At 62.1% G+C, this 23,186-nt stretch carries 18 protein-coding genes and 2 tRNA genes; 11 read left to right on the top strand and 9 right to left on the bottom strand.

Features of this window, described 5'->3' with window-relative positions; all coding sequences use genetic code 11:
- Positions 1-52 precede the first annotated feature (52 nt).
- The 5 genes from ACP7AD_RS06585 to ACP7AD_RS06565 all read left to right on the top strand — a co-directional run bounded on the left by ACP7AD_RS06585 (position 53) and on the right by ACP7AD_RS06565 (position 8,102).
- Positions 53-652: a GNAT family N-acetyltransferase gene (locus ACP7AD_RS06585; RefSeq protein ID WP_426145702.1), complete on the top strand. Its 600-nt coding sequence runs from the start codon at positions 53-55 to the stop codon at positions 650-652.
- Positions 653-666: 14 nt separating this feature from the next.
- Positions 667-1,890 (top strand): vWA domain-containing protein, encoded by a 1,224-nt coding sequence (locus ACP7AD_RS06580; RefSeq protein WP_426145700.1) that lies wholly within the window; start codon positions 667-669, stop codon positions 1,888-1,890.
- A 177-nt stretch (positions 1,891-2,067) separates the two neighbouring features.
- Positions 2,068-3,912: an autotransporter assembly complex protein TamA gene (locus ACP7AD_RS06575; protein WP_426145698.1), complete on the top strand. Its 1,845-nt coding sequence runs from the start codon at positions 2,068-2,070 to the stop codon at positions 3,910-3,912.
- A gap of 95 nt (positions 3,913-4,007) precedes the next feature.
- Positions 4,008-7,952, top strand: a complete 3,945-nt coding sequence (locus ACP7AD_RS06570) for a translocation/assembly module TamB domain-containing protein (RefSeq protein WP_426145697.1) — start codon at positions 4,008-4,010, stop codon at positions 7,950-7,952.
- A gap of 75 nt (positions 7,953-8,027) precedes the next feature.
- Positions 8,028-8,102, top strand: a tRNA-Arg gene (locus ACP7AD_RS06565).
- 37 nt (positions 8,103-8,139) lie between these two features.
- Here ACP7AD_RS06565 and ACP7AD_RS06560 read toward each other — a convergent pair.
- Together ACP7AD_RS06560 and ACP7AD_RS06555 are read right to left on the bottom strand one after the other, a co-directional pair.
- Positions 8,140-8,216: transfer RNA gene (locus ACP7AD_RS06560), tRNA-Pro, on the bottom strand.
- Between the two features lie 14 nt (positions 8,217-8,230).
- Positions 8,231-9,214 carry a polyprenyl synthetase family protein gene (locus ACP7AD_RS06555; RefSeq protein ID WP_426145696.1) on the bottom strand — a complete coding sequence of 328 codons (984 nt, stop codon included), beginning with the start codon at positions 9,212-9,214 and terminating at the stop codon, positions 8,231-8,233.
- A gap of 166 nt (positions 9,215-9,380) precedes the next feature.
- Between ACP7AD_RS06555 and rplU the strand changes: the two genes are divergently transcribed.
- The 4 genes from rplU to proB all read left to right on the top strand — a co-directional run bounded on the left by rplU (position 9,381) and on the right by proB (position 12,408).
- A complete protein-coding gene (gene rplU / locus ACP7AD_RS06550) occupies positions 9,381-9,692 on the top strand; it encodes a 50S ribosomal protein L21 (protein WP_011800165.1) in 312 nt (103 codons plus the stop codon).
- A gap of 27 nt (positions 9,693-9,719) precedes the next feature.
- Positions 9,720-9,977, top strand: coding sequence for a 50S ribosomal protein L27 (gene rpmA / locus ACP7AD_RS06545; RefSeq protein WP_036805995.1), 258 nt, complete (start codon positions 9,720-9,722; stop codon positions 9,975-9,977).
- 99 nt (positions 9,978-10,076) lie between these two features.
- The gene (gene cgtA, locus ACP7AD_RS06540) at positions 10,077-11,171 is read left to right on the top strand and encodes an Obg family GTPase CgtA (RefSeq protein ID WP_426145694.1); all 1,095 of its coding nucleotides are present in this window, start codon (positions 10,077-10,079) and stop codon (positions 11,169-11,171) included.
- Between the two features lie 100 nt (positions 11,172-11,271).
- Positions 11,272-12,408 carry a glutamate 5-kinase gene (gene proB, locus ACP7AD_RS06535; RefSeq protein ID WP_426145693.1) on the top strand — a complete coding sequence of 379 codons (1,137 nt, stop codon included), beginning with the start codon at positions 11,272-11,274 and terminating at the stop codon, positions 12,406-12,408.
- A gap of 43 nt (positions 12,409-12,451) precedes the next feature.
- Here proB and ACP7AD_RS06530 read toward each other — a convergent pair whose 3' ends face one another.
- Both ACP7AD_RS06530 and ACP7AD_RS06525 read right to left on the bottom strand, forming a co-directional pair.
- Entirely contained in the window at positions 12,452-12,964 is a 513-nt protein-coding gene (locus tag ACP7AD_RS06530) for a CNP1-like family protein (protein ID WP_426145691.1), read from the bottom strand.
- Complete coding sequence (locus ACP7AD_RS06525) at positions 12,961-13,668, bottom strand: RNA pyrophosphohydrolase (protein WP_426145689.1); 708 nt, start codon at positions 13,666-13,668, stop codon at positions 12,961-12,963. The genes ACP7AD_RS06530 and ACP7AD_RS06525 overlap by 4 nt, the downstream gene beginning before the upstream one ends.
- 102 nt (positions 13,669-13,770) lie before the next feature.
- On the opposite strand from ACP7AD_RS06525, the gene ACP7AD_RS06520 reads away from it, so the two are divergent.
- A complete protein-coding gene (locus tag ACP7AD_RS06520) occupies positions 13,771-15,513 on the top strand; it encodes a proline--tRNA ligase (protein ID WP_426145688.1) in 1,743 nt (580 codons plus the stop codon).
- A 27-nt stretch (positions 15,514-15,540) separates the two neighbouring features.
- Positions 15,541-16,200 (top strand): lytic transglycosylase domain-containing protein, encoded by a 660-nt coding sequence (locus ACP7AD_RS06515; RefSeq protein ID WP_426145687.1) that lies wholly within the window; start codon positions 15,541-15,543, stop codon positions 16,198-16,200.
- Between the two features lie 21 nt (positions 16,201-16,221).
- On the opposite strand, the gene ACP7AD_RS06510 is transcribed toward ACP7AD_RS06515, so the two are convergent.
- The 5 genes from ACP7AD_RS06510 to secA all read right to left on the bottom strand — a co-directional run bounded on the left by ACP7AD_RS06510 (position 16,222) and on the right by secA (position 23,119).
- Positions 16,222-17,562, bottom strand: coding sequence for a hemolysin family protein (locus ACP7AD_RS06510; protein ID WP_426145686.1), 1,341 nt, complete (start codon positions 17,560-17,562; stop codon positions 16,222-16,224).
- 119 nt (positions 17,563-17,681) lie between these two features.
- Positions 17,682-18,131 carry an NUDIX domain-containing protein gene (locus tag ACP7AD_RS06505; protein ID WP_426145820.1) on the bottom strand — a complete coding sequence of 150 codons (450 nt, stop codon included), beginning with the start codon at positions 18,129-18,131 and terminating at the stop codon, positions 17,682-17,684.
- Positions 18,132-18,145: 14 nt separating this feature from the next.
- Positions 18,146-19,027: an ATP-binding protein gene (locus tag ACP7AD_RS06500; RefSeq protein ID WP_426145684.1), complete on the bottom strand. Its 882-nt coding sequence runs from the start codon at positions 19,025-19,027 to the stop codon at positions 18,146-18,148.
- A gap of 18 nt (positions 19,028-19,045) precedes the next feature.
- Positions 19,046-20,287 (bottom strand): bifunctional glutamate N-acetyltransferase/amino-acid acetyltransferase ArgJ, encoded by a 1,242-nt coding sequence (gene argJ, locus ACP7AD_RS06495; protein ID WP_426145683.1) that lies wholly within the window; start codon positions 20,285-20,287, stop codon positions 19,046-19,048.
- A 69-nt stretch (positions 20,288-20,356) separates the two neighbouring features.
- On the bottom strand, positions 20,357-23,119 hold the full coding sequence (secA, locus tag ACP7AD_RS06490) for a preprotein translocase subunit SecA (protein WP_426145682.1): 2,763 nt from the start codon (positions 23,117-23,119) through the stop codon (positions 20,357-20,359).
- Positions 23,120-23,186: the final 67 nt, after the last annotated feature.

Here is a 23,186-nt window from a genome sequence, read left to right as displayed (position 1 = left end):
TCGCGGGCAGTCGCCCAGCAAAACAATCGTCAAGCGAAAGGACGCGAACTGCATGCGATTTATTGAACCTGTCACCCTGACCGGTCGCCAGTGGGTGATCCTGGAGCCGCTGGAAAGCAGGCATGAGTCCGAACTGCTCGATGCGGCCAGAGACGGCGAACTCTGGAAGCTCTGGTACACCGCCATTGCCAGTCCGGACGCCGTGATCGCTTACATGAACGACGCCCTGAAAATGCGCGACGAGTCCGGCGCCATGCCTTTCATCGTACGCCGCAAATCGGACGGAAAAATTGTCGGCTCCACCCGTTTCTTCCACATCGATCCGAAGAACCGCCGGCTGGAAATTGGCCACACCTGGTATAGCAAGAGCGCGCAGCGAACCGGCCTCAACACCGAAGCCAAGCTGCTGCTGCTCAAGCACGCCTTTGAAAAGCTGAACTGCATTGCGGTGGAATTTCGCACCCACTGGTTCAATTTCGACAGCCGTGCGGCCATTGCCCGCCTGGGCGCAAAGCAGGACGGCGTGCTGCGCAACCACCAACTATCGCCCAACGGCACACTGCGCGACACCGTGGTGTTCAGCATCATTGCCAGCGAATGGCCCACCGTCAAGGCGCACCTGTTGCATCAACTTGGCAAACCACGCGACTGAATGTCAAATACATCATGCTGATCGATTTTTTCTACACCCTGCGCTCGGCCAGGCTTCCGGTTTCGGTCAAGGAATTCCTGATGCTGCTCGAAGCACTGCAGGCTGGCGTGGTTGGACCCAACAGCGGCAAGGAGCTTGGCCCCGATGGCGAAACCGGCGAAGGCGCCTACAAGATTGACGACTTTTATTACCTGAGCCGCACCGTGCTGGTGAAGGACGAGAAACACTACGACAAGTTCGACCGCGCCTTTGCCAGCTACTTCAAGGGCGTGGAGACGCTGGCCGACTTCACCCAGGACATTCCCCTTGAGTGGCTGCGCAAGAACCTGGAACTTGAACTGAGCCCTGAGGACAAGGCGAAGATCGAGAAAATGGGCTGGGACGAGCTGATGGAAACGCTCAAAAAACGTTTTGAAGAACAAAAAGAGCGCCACGAGGGCGGCAGCAAGTGGATTGGAACCGGCGGCACCTCGCCTTTCGGCGCCAACGGCTTCAATCCGCAGGGCATTCGCATCGGCCAGGAAAAAAGCCGCAACCGCAGCGCGGTGAAAGTCTGGGACCAGCGCGCCTACAAAGATTACGACGACACGCAGGAGCTCGGCACGCGCAACATCAAGGTCGCGCTGCGCCGCCTGCGCAAGTTCGCCCGCCAGGGCAACCAGGAAGAACTCGACCTGGACGACACCATCCGCTCGACCGCCGCCAATGCCGGCTGGTTGGACATCAAGATGGTGCCCGAGCGCCACAACAACGTCAAAGTGCTGCTGCTGATGGACGTCGGCGGCACCATGGACGACCACATCCACCGCGTCGAGGAAATGTTTTCCGCCGTCAAGGCCGAGTTCAAGCACCTGGAGTTCTATTACTTCCACAACTGCGTCTATGACTTCATGTGGAAGAACAACCGCCGCCGCTTTGCCGAGAAATTCCCCACCTGGGACATCATCCGCAAGTACAACAAGGACTACAAACTGATCTTTGTCGGCGACGCGACCATGAGCCCCTACGAAATCCTGCAGCCCGGCGGCAGCGTGGAATACAACAACGAGGAAGCCGGCGCCGAATGGCTGCAACGCCTGACCAGCGCGTTCCCGAAGTTTGCCTGGATCAACCCTGAGCCGCAGGGCGTCTGGCAATACCGCCAGAGCATCAGCGTGGTCCAGCAGCTGATGGGCCAGCGCATGTATCCGCTGACCCTCAAAGGGCTGGAGGAAGCCATCCGGCTGCTCTCGAAATAATGTCGAAGTAAACTCGCGCCCGTGATCCATTTCAGCACCCACTGCGCGCGTAAGGCCGCCGGGGCGATGCCAGGCGCCTCTCGTCTTGTCATTGTTTCGCTTGCCCTCGCGGCCCTGGTTTCAGGGCCTTCCGCACGGGCGCAGACCGCCGGGCCCGCAGGGCTTGGTGGCACGGCCATGTCTTCCGGCTCCACCCCGCCGTCGAACGTTCAGCAAACCGCTCCGCCCCCTGCGCCGCCTCCGGAAAATATCGCCCCTGTTGACACGCCGCAAGGCTCTGTCGGCCCGACCAGCGCCGAGCCCGAAGTCACGGCGTTTGACATCACGGTCCGGGCGCCGACGGCCGTGCGCGAGATACTGGAAAAGCACCTGGAACTGCAGCGCTACCGCGCCGTGACCGATCTGGACGAAGCCGAACTCGAACGCCTGATCGTGCTGGCCGAGCGCAATGTGCGCAACCTGGTCGGCACGCTCGGCTACTTCAGCCCCGACATCCGCATCACCCGCGAAGGCCGCGTCAACGAGCGGCCTGTCATCGTGGTCACGGTCGAGCCGGGGCAGGCCACGGTCATCGGCCCGGTGGCCCTGTCCTTTACTGGCGACATTGCCGACTCGCCCGACAGCGACGCCGTTGCACAGCGCAGGAACATCGAACGCGACTGGCGCCTTCCGACAGGACAGCCATTCACCCAGGATGGCTGGAACAGCGCCAAGACCCAGGCGCTGCGCCAGCTGGTGGCCAGGCGCTACCCGGCAGGCCGACTGGCCGGAAGCCTGGCCGATGTGGACGCACCCAACCACACCGCCAGTCTGCGGGCGGATCTCGATTCCGGTCCGCTGTACCGGCTCGGCCCGATGCAGGTCAGCGGCGTGGAGCGCTACGACCCGTTGCTGGTGCCGCGTCTGGCGCGGTTGAACCAGGGCGAGGTGTACGACCTGAACCGGCTGGTCGAGGCGCAGTTGCGGCTGGCGTCGAGCGGCTACTTTGATTCGGCCTATGTCTTCATCAACCCCGAGAACGACCCGCTGGCGGTTCCTGTGCAGGTGCAGGTGCGCGAAGCCAAGCTGCAAAAAATCATTCTGGGCGTCGGCGTGACCACTGACACCGGGCCGCGCGCATCGGTGGAGCACACGCATCTGCGGGTGCCCGGCATTGGCTGGCGCGCCACGACCAAGCTCCAGCTGGAAAAAAAATCGCCTTTCGCCCAGACCGAATGGACGTCCATCCCTGACGAAGCGAACTGGCGCTGGGGCGTGCTGGGCCGTGTCGAACGCATCAATGACGAAGAGCTGATCACGCAGGCGCAGCGACTGCGATTTGGCCGTTCGCAAATTGGCGACCGGATTGACCGCAACATCTATCTGCAATACGACCGGGCGAGCGTGAAGGGTGCAGGGCTTGCGGGCAATTCAGCGTCCGCTGCCGGCGATGGCTCGGCGCTGACGGCCAACTATGTCTGGACCGGCCGCTACTTTGACACCCTGCCTTTTCCCAGCCGGGGTTACGCGCTCGGCGTCGAACTGGGCGCCGGCACCACCCTGGGCCAGGACCGTCAGCCATTTACCCGCACGGTGGGCCGCTGGCTGGGAATCAAGCCCCTGGAAAGCGGCCGGATTGCGATGCGGGCGGAAGCCGGAGCGGTACTGGCCAAGGACACGGCGAATATTCCGGCCACCCAGCTATTTCGAACCGGCGGCGACAACACGGTGCGCGGCTACGGCTACCGCGACATCGGCATCGCGCTCGCTAATGGCGTGATTGGCCCGGGCCGGTACCTGGCCGTCGGCAGCGTCGAGTGGCAGCGGCCCATCACGCTCAGGGGCCGGTCCAGCGAGTTTGAGCACACAGTATTCATTGACGCCGGTGCGGTGGCTGACAAGCCGCAAGACCTTCGACCGTCCTTCGGTGTCGGAACCGGTGTTCGTTGGAAGAGCCCGATCGGCCCCCTGCAGATTGACCTGGCCTATGGCCTGAAGGTCAGGCAGGCGCGCCTGCACATCAGCGTGGGGTTCGTTTTCTGATGGATGCACCTGACACCCCCGAGAACCAGCCAGCCGTTGCAGCCAAGCCAGCGAGGCGATGGCTTAAAACGGCCGCATGGACAGCCGCAGGCCTTGTGGCATTGGCCGTTGGGACCACAGGCGCGCTGTGGTGGTGGGCGGGCACCGAAGGCTCGCTGGCCAAGGCGCTGCGCTGGGCCGGCCAGTCGCAGCCGCTCACCTTTGAACGCGCCACGGGCTCCTTGCGCTCTGGCGGGCATGTTGACCAATTGCACTGGCAGCAAGACGGCATCACCGTCGATGCCCGCGATGTCAGCCTGGCCTGGCAGGCCTGGTCCCTGCTGCAGGGAACGCTCAAACTCGACCGCATTGCCGCCGCCAGCGTTGAGATCACCGACGCGCGTCCCCCAACGCCCATGCCGACGGCTCCGCCCAACGCGCTGGGTCTTCCGTTGCGGGTTGCACTAGACGAATTCTCGGTGGGCCGGTTGCAGTTTTCAGGCAAGACCGCATTCACTGCTTCCGATATGGCGGGCAGTTATCTCTACACCGGTCTGCAGCATCAGCTAGAACTGAAGCGCGTGACCGTCGCCAAAGGTCGCTACAGCGGCCTCGCAGCGCTGACGGCCGCCGGCCCGCTGACGCTCGACGCCAGCCTGTCAGGCACGCTCGATGCGGCCATTCCCAACAGCGAAGCATGGGTGCCGCTGGCGGTGCAGGTGACCGCCAAGGGGCCCTTGAGCGAGCTGCTGGTCAAGGCCGAACTGCAAATGACGGCCGCGCCTGCTGCCGGTGCCACAAAACCAGCCCTGCAGCCCCAGGCGAGCGCGACCGCACGCGTCATGCCTTGGGCGGCGCAGCCCCTGCCGCAAGCCGATGCGACCTTCCGCGACTTGGACATCGCCGCGCTGTTGCCGGACATGCCGCAAACCCTGCTGACTGGCAGTGCCAGCGTCAGGCCGCTCGAAGCCAGCGCCCCTGTCGCGCCATCTGCCGCCACGCAGGCTTGGTCACTGCAGCTGAAACTCGCCAACGCGCTGCCCGGCCCCTGGGACCAGAAGCGCCTGCCGCTGGAACAACTGGACACCGAGAGCGAATGGCGAAATGGCGTGGCCATGGTGCGCAGCCTCAAGGCGCAACTGGCTGGCGGTGAACTGCTGGCCAGCGGCGAATGGACGCAGCTGCCAGCAGGCGAATCGACAGCGGCAGCATCGGCGCAGCCCTGGAAACTCGCGGCCACGCTCAGGCGCATCAACCCGGCCCAGTTGCTCACCCAGCTGGCCCCCCTGCCACTCGACGGTAAGGCCGAAGCCAGCGGACAGGGCGCCAATCTGCGGTTTGATGCCAGGGTTCAAGCCGTGCCCGGCGAGAACGCGCCCGCCAGCAGGCCAGCCCCCAGAACCCATTCCGGCCAGAACAATTTTTTGCAGCAGTTGCGCCTGCGTGAGGGTGCGGCCACCGGCACCTGGAACCCGCAACAAGCGGGCGGCACGCTGGCGCTGTCGGCGCTGCAGGTTCGCACCGACGATGCCGAATTGAAGGGCCAATTCGAAGTCCAGCCCGCCGAAAAAGGCGGTCAGGGCGCGCTGGACCTGACGGCGCCTGGCTTGAATGCCCGCTTCAAGGGCGCCTTGCGGCCCGCCAGCGGCGATGGCCAATTGCAACTGCAGGCTGGCGATGCTGCACAGGCCCTGCGCTGGCTGCAAAAACTGCCCGGCATGCCGGCTGCGGCATTGAACGCTTCGGCCAGCGGCAACGCCGGGCTTCAGGCCCGGTGGCAAGGCGGCTGGCAGAACCCGGCCGTGCAGGCGACGCTGGAAGTGCCGTCGCTGGACTGGATCGCGGCCCCACCCAAGGCGGTAAACGAAAAAAAAGTCACGCCAGCAATGCCTGCAGCGCCTGTTGCGGCCGCTGCAACCAGCGCAAACCTGCTGAAAATCCGTGAACTGCGGGCCACGCTGTCAGGCCGCTTGAGCCAGGCGCAACTGGAGGCCCAGGGGCGCGTTGAAATCGACCAGCGCCGCTACGCGCTGCAACTGACCGGCGATGGCGGACGCCTGCCGGCGGCGGGCAACGCCAGTGCTGCACTGAACGAGCTGCCCTGGCAAGCTGTGGTCAGGCAACTACGCCTGAGCGTCGAAGACCCGGCCCTGGGCGCCGGTGCCTGGCGGCTGGCAACGCGCGGTCCGCTGCCGCTCAGGTGGACGCCTACGCGCAATGGCGGCGCCTTTGAAAGCGGCGCTGGCGAAGCTGTGTTGACCGCGCCATCCACCAATGACTCAAGCGCTGCGCCATCCCAGGCCACGCTATCTTGGCAACCGGTGCGCTGGCGATCCGGCGAACTCGTGACCGCTGGAAAAATCACCGGCCTGCCGATCGCCTGGATTGAATTGCTCGCCGGTCCGCAGATGAAGGGCGCTGGCTTGGGCAGCAGCCTGGTGTTCGACGGCCAATGGGATGCCGTGCTCGGCAACACCGTGCAACTCAAGGCCAGCCTGGCGCGCAGCAGCGGCGACATCACCGTGCAGGCCGAAGGCGCGCAAGGCAATTCGGCGCGTGTCGCAGCCGGCATCAGGCAGGCCCGCATCTCGCTGGAGACCGCAGGCGACGCCCTGAGCCTTGCGCTGGTCTGGGACAGCGAACGCGCCGGCACGGCCAGCGGCCAACTCAGGACGCGGCTGGCACGCGCTGCCGACGGGCAAGGAATGGTCGGCGGATGGCTCTGGCCGGATGATGCGCCACTGAGTGGCCAGTTTAAGGCGCAACTTCCGCGTATCGGCGTCTGGTCACTGCTGGCACCGCCCGGATGGCGCTTGCGCGGCTCGCTTGGGGCCGATATAGCCATCAACGGAACGCGCGCAGCCCCCAGCCTGGCAGGCGAACTGCAGGCTAATGACCTGGCCTTGCGTTCGGTCGTCGATGGCATCGAATTCGGCAATGGCCGCTTGCGTGCCCGGCTTGACGGCACGCGGATGCGCATCGACGAATTCACCCTTCAGGGTGCAGGCGAAAAAGGCAGCGGCGGCAGCCTGACCGCCCAGGGGGAAGCAGGCTGGATCGGCGGTAAGCCGCAGGTTCAGCTTGACGCCAAGTTGCAGCGGCTGCGTGCCAGCATCCGCACCGACCGTCAACTGACAGTTTCGGGTGATGTTCGGGCCATTCTCAAGGGTGATCAGGCCGAACTTACGGGCAAGCTGCTCATCGACCAGGCACGCATCCTCCTGCCCGAAGAAGGCACGCCGCAACTGGGCGATGACGTGGTGGTGCGCACCGCCAGCGGCGCAGCGGCGGGCCAGAAGGCACCCGAGAAAACCAGTACGCAGGCAGCCGACAAGACGGCACGGCCAATCAAGCTAGCCGTGCAGATCGACTTGGGACGCGACTTCCAGATCCAGGGCAAAGGCATCGACACGCGTGTTCGGGGCACGCTCGCGCTCAGCGGCGACCCGCTGATCGGTCCGCGCCTGCTGGGCACCATCAGAACCGCTGGCGGGCAATACCGTGCTTATGGCCAACGGCTGGATGTCGAACAGGGCCTGATTCGCTTCACCGGGGCGATTGACAACCCGACGCTCGACATCCTGGCGGTCCGTCCCAACCTGACGCAGCGTGTTGGCGTGCAAATCACAGGAACTGCCCTGCTGCCCAGCGTTCGACTGTATGCGCAGCCAGAATTGCCAGACGCGGAAAAGTTGTCGTGGCTGGTCGTCGGCAGGGCCTCGGCCGCAGGCGGAGCCGAAGCGGCCTTGCTGCAGCAGGCTGCGCTGGCGCTGCTGGGCAGTAAAAGCGGAGGCATGTCTGGTGGCCTGGCCGCGTCCCTAGGTCTGGACGAGTTGTCGTTCAGGGGCGCGTCAAGCAATGCGGACGGCACGGCCTCTGGTGGCGCCATCACGCTGGGCAAGCGCTTTTCGCGTAATTTTTACGCAGCGTACGAACGCAGCATTTCTGGCGCACTCGGAACACTGTTTGTTTTTTACGATCTGTCGCAGCGCTTCACGATCCGCGCCCAGGCAGGCCAGCAAAGCGCGGTGGACCTGATTTTTACCATTCCCTACGACTGAATTCGTACGAGCTGATTTTTCATCATTGCCCGTTCAGCGAATACAATTCCGTCTCTTTGCAACTTGCCAAGACGTGTCGCCATAGTTCAACGGATAGAACGAGTGCCTCCTAAGCGCTAGATACAGGTTCGATTCCTGTTGGTGACACCATTGATCACATCAGACCGTTGATTTCATTGAAGAAATCTGGTCGGGGTGAAAGGATTCGAACCTCCGGTCTCTACGTCCCGAACGTAGCGCTTTACCAGACTAAGCTACACCCCGACGGGCCTTGATTCTCAGGAGCGCCGCACCAGCAGTTGCGAGGCAAGTTGCTCCAGAGCATGACTGTAAGTGTTTTGGGGCAGGGTCTGCAAGGCATTCAGCGCACGCAGCGCTTCTGCCGCGGCGGCATCCCGGGTAGCCTGCAAGGCGCCGGTCTGTTGAACAATGGCAATGATCTCCGTCATCTGCCCGGTGCCGCCGGTTTCAATCGCCTGCCGGATGGTCAAGCGCTCGGCTTCAGTGCCTCGCTGCATGGCGATGATCAGCGGCAGCGTGACTTTTCCTTCGCGCAAGTCATCACCCAGGTTCTTGCCCATTTCCAGCACGTCGCCGTCATAGTCGAGCACATCGTCGATTACCTGGAAAGCCGTACCCAGCGCCTGTCCGTACTCGGCGCAATGCTGCTCGACAACGGCTGAAGACCCGGCCAGCAAGGCCGCCAGCCGGGCGCTGGCTTCAAACAGCTTGGCAGTCTTGGAGCGGATGACGCGCAGATAACCTTCCTCGGTCAAGCTGGCGTCATGCATGTTCATGAGTTGCAGCACCTCGCCTTCGGCAATCACATTGGTGGCTTCTGCCAGCGTCTCCATGATGCGCATCTCGCCAACCTCCACCATCATCTGGAAGGCCCGCGAATACAGGAAATCGCCGACCAGCACGCTGGCTGGGTTGCCAAACACCTCGTTGGCGGTCGAGCGGCCCCGGCGCAGCGTGGATTCATCGACGACATCGTCATGCAGCAAGGTGGCGGTGTGAATGAATTCCACCACGGCGGCCAGGTTCAGGCGCTGGGGGCCGCAATAGCCCAGGGCGCCCGACATCAGCAGCACCAAGGCGGGCCGAAGGCGCTTGCCACCGGCAGCAATGATGTATTGCGAAACCTGGCTAACCAAGGGCACGTCGGATTCAAGGCGGCGGACAATGATGGCATCCATGGCCCGCATGTCGTCGGCGATCAAGGCAAGGGCAGCAGCGGTACTGGAAGAATTGGCAGACAAAGGGAAATCCCGACGTTGAGTTTGGGCAGATTATAGAAAGCCAAGCGTGCCTTATGAGGCGCCAAACCGAAGCAAAGCACGCGCGGCTGTACATTTTTTAAGCGCGATGCTAGAATCTTGGGCTCTGTGGAAATCCGTCCGCAGAACTCAATTTACGAGGGTTTACATGTACGCGGTCATAAAAACCGGTGGCAAACAATACAAAGTTGCTGCTGGAGAAAAAATTAAAGTAGAACAGATTGCTGCGGACGTAGGCCAAGAGATCGTTATTGACCAGGTATTGGCTGTCGGCGAAGGCAGTTCAATCAAGGTCGGTACGCCCTTGGTTTCCGGCGCAACTGTTACTGTTACGGTGCTGTCTCACGGCAGGCACGACAAGGTTCGCATTTTTAAAATGCGCCGTCGCAAGCACTATCAGAAACGCCAGGGTCACCGGCAGAACTTCACTGAACTGCAAATCGGCGCCATCGTCGGCTAATCAGTTCAGTACCAGGAGTAACGAAAAATGGCACAGAAAAAAGGCGGCGGCTCTACGCGAAACGGGCGTGATTCACAGCCCAAGATGCTCGGCGTCAAGAAATTTGGCGGCGAAGTGATCAACGCAGGCAGCATCATCGTGCGCCAGCGTGGCACGCAGTTCCACCCAGGCGTCAATGTCGGCATCGGCAAGGACCACACCCTGTATGCACTGGTGGACGGTCAAGTCTCCTTTTGCGTCAAGGGTTCGATGAACAAGCGCACCGTCAATGTGACCTCGGCGTAAGCCGATCACTTGGGTAGCATCGAAGCCCCGACCAGTCGGGGCTTTTTTGTTTGTCAACCGCCCTCATATCCCTCTTTCCTACCTGCACACGACTCCATCATGAAATTTGTTGACGAAGCTTATATTGACATTGCCGCCGGCGATGGCGGGAGTGGCTGCGTCTCGTTCAGCCACGAAAAATACAAAGAGTTCGGCGGTCCGAACGGGGGCGATGGCGGGCGTGGTGGCCATGTGTACGCGGTGGCGGACATCAACCTGAACACGCTGGTCGACTTCCGGTTTTCACGCCGGCATGAAGCGCGCAATGGCGGCCATGGCATGGGTTCGGACATGTTCGGCGCCAAGGGCGACGACATCATTTTGAAGATGCCGGTCGGCACCATCCTGACCGACGCCGAAACCGGCGAGGTTCTTTTCGAATTGCTGGTGCCCGGCGAACAGATCCTGATCGCCAAGGGCGGCGATGGCGGTTTTGGCAACCTACGCTTCAAAAGCTCGACGAATCGCGCGCCGCGCAGCAAGACGCCTGGCTGGCCCGGCGACCGCAAAAGCCTGAAGCTTGAACTCAAGGTGCTGGCCGACGTGGGCCTGCTGGGCATGCCCAATGCCGGAAAATCGACGTTCATCTCGGCGGTATCCAATGCACGGCCTCGCATTGCCGATTACCCGTTCACCACGCTGCACCCGAACCTGGGCGTGGTCCGGGTCGGACCTGAACAAAGCTTTGTCGTCGCTGACTTGCCGGGTCTGATTGAAGGCGCGTCGGAAGGTGCGGGCTTGGGACACCTGTTTTTGCGGCATTTGCAGCGCACCCGCCTGCTGCTGCACATTGTGGACATGGCACCCTTCGACGAAAACGTCGATCCGGTGGCCCAGGCCAAGGCCATTGTGGGCGAACTCAAGAAATACGATGAAGCGTTGTACAAAAAACCGCGCTGGCTGGTGCTCAACAAGCTCGACATGGTCGATGCGGACAAGCGTGAAGCCCTCGTCAAGGATTTCGTCAAGCGCTTCAAGTTCAAAGGCCCGGTGTTTGAAATCTCGGCGCTGACCCGCGAAGGCTGCGAGCAGCTCGTCAAGACGATTTACCAGCACGTCAAGAAAGTCCAGAAAAGCGAGCAGCCCGAGGAGGAAATCGATCCACGCTTCATCGAGTTGCCGCCCGAGCCGAAAAGCCCGGCGTCTTCCGACTGATTGCTGCCTGTTTTCCGGCAGTCAAAGCATTCTGGTTGCTCTATAAATAATAGCTAGCTGTGCCCGTCCACCTTGCGCCAGAGCCCTAAAACACTTAAAAATGTACGTTCTATCAGGCTCTCCAGTTCTGCGCAACGCCCGGCGCATTGTCGTCAAGGTCGGCTCCAGCCTGGTGACCAACGAAGGCCGGGGCCTGGACGCCGAGGCCATCGGCCAGTGGTCCGAGCAGCTGGCCGCCTTGGTCAAGGACGGCCGCGAAGTCATCATGGTCAGCAGCGGCGCGATTGCCGAGGGCATGAAGCGCTTGGGCTGGCGCACACGCCCCAAAGCCATCCACGAACTGCAGGCCGCCGCCGCCGTCGGCCAGATGGGCTTGGTGCAGATGTACGAAACCAAGCTGCGCGAAAACGGCATCGGCAGCGCGCAGGTGCTGCTGACCCATGCCGACCTGGCTGACCGCGAGCGCTACCTCAACGCGCGCTCCACCCTGCTGACCTTGCTGCAGCTCGGCGTGGTGCCGGTGATCAACGAGAACGACACCGTCGTCAATGACGAGATCAAGTTTGGCGATAACGACACCCTGGGCGCGCTGGTGGCCAACCTGGTCGAAGCCGATGCGCTCATCATCCTGACCGACCAGAAGGGCCTGTACACCGCCGATCCGCGCAAAGACCCTGCGGCGCAGTTCGTGCATGAAGCCAAGGCCGGCGATGTGGCGCTCGAAGCCATGGCGGGCGGCGCCGGCTCCAGCATTGGCAGCGGCGGCATGATCACCAAGATTCTGGCGGCCAAGCGCGCGGCGGGCTCAGGCGCCTCGACGGTGATTGCCTGGGGCCGCGAACCGCAAGCCTTGATCCGGCTGACCCGGGGAGAGGCGATTGGCACGCTGCTGGTCGCCCAGACCCAGAAAATGCAGGCGCGCAAGCAATGGATGGCCGATCACCTGCAATTGCGCGGTTCGGTCACGGTGGACCCGGGCGCTGCCCGCATGGTGCAGATCGGCGGCAAGAGCCTGCTGCCTATTGGCATGACCGGCGTTCAGGGTGATTTTTCACGCGGCGACGTGATTGCCATCAAGGATGCCGATGGAACTGAAATCGCGCGCGGCCTTGCCAACTACTCCAGTTCGGAAGCCCGGCTGATTTGCCGCAAGGTTTCGTCGGAATTCGAACGGTTGCTGGGTTACACAGGCGAATCCGAAATGGTTCACCGCACCAACCTGATCCTCAGCCGTTAAGCGGGGCGCACGCACTGCCAGCACGGGCTGGCTGCCCCCTGGCTTATGGCGTTACCCTGGAGTTCGGGTTTTTCAGCCGGCTCACTATCTCCTTGACCGAGCTTGCCGGCGCGGCGTTGTCGCACGCGCCGGCCTTCGCCAAACGCAAGGGATGTTTTGACGGCATATTGCCAAACATCGAGCGCCATTGCGGATCGCTGACCATGCTCCACTTCCCGTCGGCAGAGTAGCGGGCATACGTCTTGAATTCGCCAGTCGAGCAGCGTATGCCTTCGTACATCACGTTGCGCGCCCCGCTGGCACTGGTTGCCACCATCACATAACGCACTACGCCGTCGCTTTGGGTGATGCTGATGGACGCAGGGTCGACGCCGTAAGCCAGCAACGAATTGGGGGATACCTCCAGGCCGACCAGTTTACTGGCATCAAAAGCGGGCGGCGGCGGTATCGCGGATTCTTTCCAGTCGGGTTCGTCGGCGGCGAACTGTGACCAGACCGAAGTGCTCAAACCCAGTAGGAGCACACTGGCAAATATCGAAGCTGACTTGAATTTCATGCTTTTTTCGTGGGTGCATTCAGGCCGAAACTGGTCTGCGGATCAGGCTCGAAAGTGGCGCCCGGGGGCAATTCAAAAGGAACTCCCGGCCGGCTGGCGAAAGAAGGAATCCCGCCCCCTGCGAGAAAAGTTGCCGACTCCGCAGGCTGGCCAGCCATCAGGTCCCGCTGGTGCAGGCCGCCGCGCAAAAAGCGGTTGCGCTGCTCCGGACGCGCATCAAAGCGGAATTCGCAACGCGGCACGAACCGGGACAACTCGGTCAGCGCCATTTCGTACACACCGCGCTTGAACTCGACCACGACATCGAGCGGCACCCAATAGTCATTCCAGCGCCAGGCATCAAACTCGGGATGGTTGGTGGCGCGCAGGTTTAAATCCCAGTCATGGCCGACGAGTTGAAGCAGGAACCAGATTTGCTTCTGGCCTTTGTAATGTCCGCGCGCATCGCGCCGGATGAATCGGTCAGGCACCTCATAGCGCAACCAGTCTCGGGTACGGGCCAGCACCTGAACGTGCTGCGGGTGCAGTCCGACCTCTTCATGCAACTCGCGGAACATGGCTTGCTCGGGGTTTTCGCCCCGATCAATGCCACCCTGCGGGAATTGCCATGAGTGGGTACGGATGCGTTTGCCCCAAAATACCTGACTTCTCTGGTTGAGCAAGATGATGCCGACGTTGGGCCGAAATCCGTCCCTGTCAAGCATAATCAAACCTCAAATTTTTAAACTGAGTCCATTATGCACAGCGAAGGCGCACCCGCCAAGCGCCCGGCCGGACGACAGTCTCCAAACCCAGAAAAATAGCCCATGAAAGCCTCCCAGTTCTTCATTTCCACCCTCAAGGAAGCTCCCGCCGACGCCGAAATCGTCAGCCACCAACTGATGATGCGCGCCGGGCTGATCAAAAAACTGGGCGCCGGCATCTACAACTACATGCCCATGGGCCTGCGCGTGATCCGCAAGGTGGAAGCGATTGTCCGGGAGGAAATGAACCGCGCCGGCGCGATTGAAATGAGCATGCCGGTGATCCAGCCCGCCGAACTCTGGCAGGAAACCGGCCGCTTCGAAAGCATGGGGCCTGAACTGCTGCGCATCAAGGATCGCCACGGCCGCGATTTCGTGGTGCAGCCAACCAGCGAGGAAGTCGTCACCGATGTGATGCGCCAGGACATCCGCAGCTACAAGCAATTGCCGAAGAACCTCTACCAGATCCAGACCAAGTTCCGCGACGAGCGCCGTCCGCGTTTCGGCCTGATGCGCGGCCGCGAATTCATCATGAAGGACGCCTACAGCTTTGACCGCGATGCCACCGCCGCCAAGGTCAGCTACCAGAACATGGCGCAGGCCTACCGCAAGATTTTTGACCGCTTCGGCCTGACCTACCGCGCTGTGGCGGCCGACAGCGGCGCCATCGGCGGCGACCTGAGCGAGGAATTCCAGGTGATTGCCGCCACCGGCGAGGACGCCATCGTCTATTGCCCGACCAGCGACTACGCAGCCAACATGGAAAAGGCCGAAGCACTGGCCCCCGCCGGCCCGTGCCCGGCTGCCTCGCGAGACATGGTCAAAACGCCAACGCCCGGCAAGGCGACCTGTGCCGATGTCGCCGAACTGCTCGGCATCCCGCTGGAAACAACCGTCAAATCGCTGGTGCTTGCCACAGACCAGACCATTGACGCCGGCGAAGTCGTCAAGACACAGGTCTGGCTGCTGCTGCTGCGCGGCGACCACAACATGAACGAGATCAAGGTTGGCAAGGTGGCCGGACTGGAGGGCTTTCGCTTCGCCACCCTGGCCGAGATCGACGAGCACTTTGGCTGCGAGCCGGGCTACCTCGGCCCGCTGGGCCTGAAAAAACCGGTCAAGCTGGTGGTGGACCGCGAGGTCGCCGTGCTGGCCGACTGGGTCTGCGGCGCCAATGAAGCTGACTTTCACATCACTGGCGTCAACTGGGGCCGGGATTTGCCCCAGCCCGACCTGATTGCGGACATCCGCAACGTGGTGGCAGGCGACCTGTCGCCCGACGGCCAGGGCATGCTGGCCATCGAGCGCGGCATCGAGGTCGGCCATGTGTTCTACCTCGGCACCAAATACAGCCGGGCCATGAACGCCACCTTCCTGGGCGAGAACGGCAAGCCGCAGTTCCTGGAAATGGGCTGCTACGGCATCGGCATCACCCGCTTGCCGGCCGCAGCCATCGAGCAGAACCATGACGAGCGCGGCATCATCTGGCCGGACGCGATTGCTCCGTTCACGCTGGTGATCTGCCCGATCAGCCCGGACCGCTTTCCCGATGTCAAGTCGGTTGCCGATAAGCTCCATGCGGAGTTGTTGGCAGCCGGTGTCGATGTGATGCTGGACGACCGCAACGAGCGGCCAGGCGCCATGTTTGCCGACTGGGAACTGATCGGCGTGCCGCACCGCATCACCATTGGCGACCGGGGCCTGAAGGAAGGCCACATCGAGTACCAGCACCGCCGCGACACGGTTGCCAGCAAGATTAATGCGACGAACGTGTTCGACTTCCTCAAGGACAAACTGGCTTTGTGAAGGCTGGCATACCGTCTTGATCTGCGCATGTCCGTGCCCACCACAGAAACCCCAGTGACTTTTTCAAGAAGAAAATGGCTTTTCCGCATATCCGGTGGGGGGTTTTCGCTATTATTTTCGCAGCAATCCAGTGCCGGAGGGCAGCTGGAGGAACCGCTGATGGACTCGGTGCGCACGGCACTGGGCTCGGCCATTGCCAACCAGGCACCGCCCGTTCCCGAATTCGCAAGCACCGACAGCAAGCTGGCGTATCTGCGCTGGCTGGGCTCCATGAGCGAGCGCCTGAAACGCAAAATTCCCGAATTGCAGATTCGCCAGGAGTTTTTGCAAACGGTCTGGTACGAAAGCAAGCGCGCCGGGCTAGACGTGACCCTGGTCATGGGCCTGATCCAGGTCGAAAGCAACTTCCGCAAGTTTGCCGTCAGCAGCGTCGGCGCGCGCGGCTTCATGCAGGTCATGCCCTTCTGGACACGCGTGATTGGCGATGGCGACCCGGGCAAGCTGTTTCACATGCAGACCAACCTGCGCTTCGGCTGCGTGATTCTTCGCCATTACCTGGACCGCGAGCGCGGCAACCCTTTTCTGGGCCTGGGCCGCTACAACGGCAGCCGGGGCCGGGCGCCCTACCCCGAAGCGGTGTTTGCCGCGCAGCGCAGCTGGCTGCCAGGGGACCGCGCCGTCGGCTGAAGCCCACAAGCTGCCAGCGCGTCAGGACGAAGCCGGACCGGCATCCGCAGCAGCCAGAGCCGTGCCCGCAGCGCCCTCGGCCAGCCGCGACACCATGACTTGGTCGATACGGTAGCTGTCAACGTCGAGCACCTCGAACTTGAAACCGCCCCAGCTCACGCTGTCGGTGCGCCGGGGCACGCGGCGCAGCATCACCATCAGGAAGCCGGCCAGGGTTTCGTAATCCTCGGCATGCGGCAGATGGTCGAGCCCCAGTGTGCGCAGCACGTCCTCGATAGGCGTGACGCCGTCGATCAGCCAGGAATTCTCGTCGCGCCGCACGATCAGTTCTTCATCAAAAGGCGACACCAGGTCGCCCATCACCGTGCTCATCACGTCGTTGAGCGTGACCACGCCGACCACCATGCTGTATTCGTTGACGATGACCGCAAAGTCCTCATGGACCTGCCGGAACTGCTCCAGCACTTCGGACAGCGTCAGCCGGTCGGGAACGATCAGCACCTTGCGCACCAGGCTGTCGTCGGCCAGGGAAATCGGCTGGCTGTTGAGCACGCGCTGGAACAGGTCCTTGGCATCGACATAGCCGACCACATGGTCAATGTCGCCCTCGCACACCGGATAGGTCGAAAACGGTTCGGCCGCGATGCGCAGCCGGATCACCGAGTCCAGGTCATCGCGCAAAAAGAAGGCGATCCGGTCGCGCGGCGACATGGCGCTGCCCACCGTGCGGGTGTCGAGTTCAAACACATTCGTGATCACCTGCTGCTCGCGCGCGGCCAGCACACCGGCCACCGCGCCGGCTTCCATCATGGCCAGGATATCGTCCGAAGTGATGCGGTCGTCGCGCAGCGAGGACAGGCCGAACAGGCGAAACAGGGCATCGGCCAGGCGGCTGTAAAACCACACCAGGGGTCGCATCAGCATCATGCAGACCGTCATAGGCTGCGACACGCGAATCGCCAGCAGCTCGGGCGTGGCCATGCCCAGGCGCTTGGGAAACAGGTCGGCGAACACAATGAACAGCGACGTGACGATGAGGAAGGAGCTGAGAAAGCCCAGGGTCTGTGCTGTGGGAATTGCCAGCCATAGTTCAAAAAAGGCGCTGAAATGCGGGCTCAGCGCGCCCTCGCCCACAATGCCGCCCAAAATAGCCACGGCATTCTGGCCGATCTGCACCACGGTGAAATAGTCGCCCGGCTGCTCCTGGATGCGCAGCACACGCTCGGCCTGCAGGTTGCCATCATCGGCCATCTGGCGCAGGCGCAGGCGGCGCGAAGCCGCCAAAGAAATTTCCGACACGGAAAAAAACGCGCTGGCCGCGATCAGCAGGCCAATCACAAAAAGGCTTTGGTAAAGGGTCATGGAACGTCCATCATGGGCCTCAAGGCAGTCGGACTGTTTTTTGCTACTGAATTTATAGCTACTTATGTAGACCAACCGTGCGCCATAGGCCTATTTGATGCTGAAAATTCGTTGGCGGATTAAAACGCGGCTGTCTGAGTATCACGCTCCTGCGCAAACCACGCCAGAACCGGAACCGTTCCCGGGAGCACAGGCGCGACCTGCACCGGCAGGGACTGCCATGAAAACATCTGGCCTTCGTGCATCTGCAACTCGCCCTGCCAGTCGAAGACTTTGCAGAAGTTCAGGCGGACCAGCGCATGCGGGTAATCGACCATTTCGACCTTCCAGGGATGGACGGCGCCGATGGTGATGCCGATTTCTTCCTGAAGCTCGCGTCGCAGCGCTTCTTCAACGCTCTCGCCAGATTCCAGTTTGCCCCCGGGAAATTCCCAATAGCCGGCATAGACCTTGCCGGGCGGGCGCGAGGTGAGCAAAAACTGGCCATCGGGCTGGATCAATACGCCCACTGCCACCTCGACCACCTTGCGGTTGACGCCGCCTTCGCGAGGCGCGGCCGCATCCGCCATCAGCACTGATGTAGTCAATGAACCGGGGCCGCATGCTGGCCGGCATAGTCGCGCGCGAACTGGTAGGCCACGCGGCCGCTGCGCGAGCCGCGCTCCAGCGCCCAGACCAGCGAGGCCGGGCGTGCCGCTGCGATGGCCTCGGCACCCACGCCAAACGACGACAGCCACTGGGCCACGATGGTCAGGTATTCGTCCTGGCTGAACGGGTAGAAACTGACCCACAGGCCAAAACGCTCGGACAGGGAAATCTTTTCTTCCACGACCTCGCCCGGATGGACTTCACCATCCTCGGTGTGCGTGTAGGTCAGGTTTTCCATCATGTACTCGGGCAGCAGGTGGCGGCGATTGCTGGTGGCGTAGATCAGCACGTTCGGCGTGGCGGCGGCAATCGAGCCGTCCAGAATGGACTTCAGCGCCTTGTAGCCGGGCTCGCCTTCTTCAAAGCTGAGATCATCGCAAAAGACAATGAACTTCTCGGGCACGCCGGACACCACATCGACGATGTCGGGCAAGTCGGTCAGGTCGACCTTGTCCACCTCGATCAGGCGCAGGCCACGGGCCGAATATTCGTTCAGGCAGGCCTTGATCAACGACGATTTTCCGGTGCCGCGCGAGCCGGTCAGCAACACGTTGTTGGCGGGCTGGCTGCTAACGAACTGCTCGGTGTTGCGCCGGATTTTTTCCTTCTGGCCGTCGATTTCCTTCAGGTCGGCAAACTGCAAAGTGCCCAGGTGCCGGACCGGCTCCAGCGACGCATGGCCGGAACCGCGCTTGCGGTAGCGGTAGGCCACGGAAACGCTCCAGTCGGGCGCGGACAAGGGCTGCGGCAGGACGGACTCGATGCGCGCCATCAGCGACTCGGCCCGCGCCATCAGGCGTTCAAACTGTTCGTTCATGCGCAATCACCTGGTGGTTCAGCTGCGGTAGTCCGCGTTGATCTTGACGTAGTCATAGGACAGGTCGCAGGTCCAGACGGTGTCAACCGCTTCGCCCCGGCCGAGCACGACGCGCACCATGATCTCGCTTTGCTTCATCACGCGCTGGCCGTCGGCCTCGGCATAGTCGGGGTGCCGGCCGCCGTTCTTGGCCACCAGCACGTCGTCCAGGAACAGGTCGATCTTTGTCTGGTCCAGGTCGGCAATGCCGGCATAACCAACCGCTGCCAGAATACGGCCCAGATTCGGGTCACTGGCGAAAAATGCCGTCTTGACCAGCGGCGAATGGGCGATGGCATAGCCGACCTGGCGGCATTCCTCGCCGGTTTTGCCGCCTTCGACCCGGATGGTGATGAACTTGGTCGCGCCTTCGCCGTCGCGCACGATGGCCTGCGCCAGTTGCTGCGCGATGCCCATCATGGCCGAGCGCAATATCTGCCCTTCCGCGCTGTCGAGCGACGTGATGGGCGCGTGCGCGGCCTGGTTGCTGGCAATGACCACGAACGAGTCGTTGGTCGAGGTATCGCCGTCAATCGTGATGCGGTTGAACGACGCATCGGCCAGCTCTTTGGCCAGTTGCGCCATCAAGGCCTGCGACACGCACGCATCGGTGGCCAGGAAGCCCAGCATGGTCGCCATGTTGGGGCGGATCATGCCCGCGCCCTTGCTGATGCCGGTGATGGTGACTGTAGCGCCGCCCAGCTTGACGCGGGTCGAGAACGCCTTGGGCACCGTGTCGGTGGTCATGATGGCTTCGGCGGCGCTGGCCCAGTTGTCGGCCCTAGCATCGGCCAGCGCGGCGGGAATGCCCGCCCCGATCCGGTCATGCGGCAGGGGTTCCATGATGACGCCGGTTGAAAACGGCAGGATCTGCTCGGGCGACAGGTTCAGCGCGCGGGCCAGTTCGATGCAGGTGGACTGCGCGCGGATCAAGCCGTCGTGGCCGGTGCCGGCGTTGGCATTGCCGGTGTTGATCAGCATCGCCCGGATGCCGTGGTTCTGGCCTGCATTGGCAGCCAGATGCTCGCGGCAGATTTGCACCGGAGCGGCGCAAAACCGGTTCTGGGTAAAGACCGCGCCGACCGACGCGCCCTCGTCCAGCAGCAGCACAGCCAGGTCCTTGCGGTTGGCCTTGCGGATGCCAGCTTCGGCAATGCCCCAGCGCACGCCGGGCACGGGATAAAGGTCGGCGGCGGGCGTGGCCATCAGGTTGACAGGCATGGATTGACTCCAGTAAGACAGGGTTGGGACGCCGCGGGCGCCCATGAAATGCTCAAGTCGTGCAGGCGATCAGCTCAGCTTGCCGTGGCAGAGCTTGTATTTTTTACCTGAGCCGCAAGGGCACGGATCATTGCGACCGACACGCGGCATGGAGGTAGCAGGAATGGCCTGCCGCCGCCGCGTCGCTTCATCGACTGTTGTTTCCGTTTCGCCCGTTTCAGTCGGTGCGGTGTAGGTCACGTTGCTGATGTTTTCCGCCCGACTTTCGAGCGCTTCGGCCGCCTGACCCAGTTGCTCGCTCGACTGGACCTGGACCGTCATCAAGGTCTTGGTGACCTCGTTCTTCACGCTGTCGAGCAGTTGCCCAAACAGCTCGAAGGCTTCGCGCTTGTATTCCTGCTTGGGCTGCTTCTGGGCATAGCCGCGCAGATGAATGCCCTGGCGCAGATAGTCCAGCGCGCTCAGGTGCTCACGCCAATGGCTGTCGATGCTTTGCAGCAGCACCACGCGTTCGAACTGCGTGAAATTTTCCTTACCAATCTTTTCGAGTTTTTCGGCAAAGGCGGCTTCAGCGGCGGCGCTGACTTTTTCCAGCACTTGCTCGTCGGTGATGGCCGTGGCGGCTTCGATTTCCTGGCGCAGCGCCAGTTCGATATGCCAGTCGTCGCGCAACGTTTTTTCGAGGCCCGCCACGTCCCACTGCTCTTCGACGCTTTCCACCGGCACATACTGCCGCGTCAGGTCGGTGAAACAACCTTCACGCAGCGAAGCGATTTGCGGCTGCAGGTCGCTGGCGTCCATGATGTCGTTGCGCTGCTGGTAAATCACCTTGCGCTGGTCGTTGGACACATCGTCATATTCGAGCAGCTGCTTGCGGATGTCGAAGTTGCGCGCCTCGACCTTGCGCTGCGCCGATTCGATGCTGCGCGTGACGATGCCCGCTTCGATCGCCTCGCCATCGGGCATCTTGAGGCGCTCCATGATGGACCGGACCCGGTCGCCGGCAAAAATCCGCATCAAGGGGTCGTCCAGGCTCAGGTAAAAGCGCGACGAACCCGGATCGCCCTGGCGGCCTGAACGGCCTCGCAGCTGGTTGTCGATGCGGCGCGACTCATGGCGTTCGGTAGCAATGATGCGCAAGCCGCCCAGCGCCTTGACCTGCTCGTTTTCCTGCTTGCACTCGGCCTGCGACTGGACAATCCTGGCTGCCTTGACGGAGACATCGAGCGACTCGTCCGCTTCGACCGCTTCAATCAGTTTTTCCACGTTGCCGCCCAGCACGATGTCGGTGCCGCGTCCGGCCATGTTGGTGGCGATGGTGATCATCTTCAGCCGGCCGGCCTGCGCGACGATGTCGGCTTCGCGTGCATGTTGCTTGGCGTTCAGCACCTGATGCGGCAGGTTTTCCTTGATCAGCAACTCGTCGATGATTTCGGAATTTTCGATCGAAGTCGTTCCGACCAGTACCGGCTGGCCGCGCTCGTAACATTCGCGAATGTCCTTGATCGCCGCTTCGTATTTCTCGCGCGTGGTCTTGTACACGCGGTCCAGCTGGTCTTCGCGCTTGCTGATGCGGTTGGGCGGAATCACGGTAGTCTCTAAACCGTAGATTTCCTGGAACTCGTAGGCTTCGGTGTCAGCGGTGCCGGTCATGCCGGACAGCTTGCCGTACAGGCGGAAATAATTCTGGAAGGTGATCGAGGCCAGGGTCTGGTTCTCGGCCTGGATCTGCACGCCTTCCTTGGCTTCCACCGCCTGGTGCAGGCCATCGCTCCAGCGGCGGCCTGACATCAGGCGGCCGGTGAACTCGTCCACGATCACGACTTCACCGTCCTGCACCACATAGTGCTGGTCGCGGTGGTACAGCAGGTTGCCGCGCAATGCTGCATACAGGTGATGCATCAGCGAAATGTTGGCCGGGTCGTAGAGCGTGGCGCCTTCCGGAATCAGGCCCAGATCGAACAGGATCCGTTCGGCGCTTTCATGGCCTTGTTCGGTCAGGAACACCTGGTGCGTCTTTTCATCAATCGTGTAGTCGCCGGGCTTGGTCACACCCTCGCCCGTTCGCGGATCGGCTTCGCCTTCCTGGCGCGTCAGCGAGGGAACGACCTTGTTGATCGCCAGGTACATCTCGGTGTGGTCTTCGGCCTGGCCGCTGATGATGAGCGGCGTTCGCGCCTCGTCAATCAGGATCGAGTCCACCTCATCGACGATGGCAAAGTTCAGTCCGCGCTGGACGCGGTCGCCGACTTCATACACCATGTTGTCGCGCAGGTAGTCAAAGCCGAACTCGTTGTTGGTGCCGTAGGTAATGTCGGAGTTGTAGGCCGCCTGCTTTTCCTCGCGCGACATGTTGGGCAGGTTGATGCCGACACTCATGCCCAGAAAGTTGTACAGCTTGCCCATCCAGCGCGCATCGCGACTGGCCAGATAGTCATTGACCGTGACCACATGCACGCCCTTGCCAGTCAGGGCATTGAGGTACACCGGCAGCGTGGCGGTCAGGGTCTTGCCTTCACCGGTGCGCATTTCGGAAATCTTGCCGTTGTGCAGCGACATGCCGCCGAGCAACTGAACGTCGAAATGGCGCATCTTCATGATGCGTTTGCTGCCTTCACGCACGATGGCAAAAGCCTCGGGAAGCAAGGCATCCAGGGCTTCGCCAGCGGCTACCCGATCCCTGAACTCCTGCGTCTTGCCGCGCAACTGCTCATCGTCAAGCTTTTCGTACTGCGTTTCCAGCGCATTGATTTGGTCTACGGTTTTGCGGTAGGTCTTGAGCAGCCGATCGTTGCGGCTGCCGAAAATTTTGGTCAGGATATTGGAAGCCATAAATGCGAAGCCGCTATTGGCCGCTCCCCTGAGCTGGCAATGCGGCCAAAATCCCTTATTGAGTACG

The sequence above is a fragment of the Polaromonas sp. DSP2-3-2b2 genome (genome assembly GCF_049895905.1).
Classification (GTDB): Bacteria; Pseudomonadota; Gammaproteobacteria; order Burkholderiales; family Burkholderiaceae_C; genus Polaromonas.
Note: the sequence above shows the minus strand (reverse complement) of the source record. Positions and strands in the feature narration are given on the sequence as shown.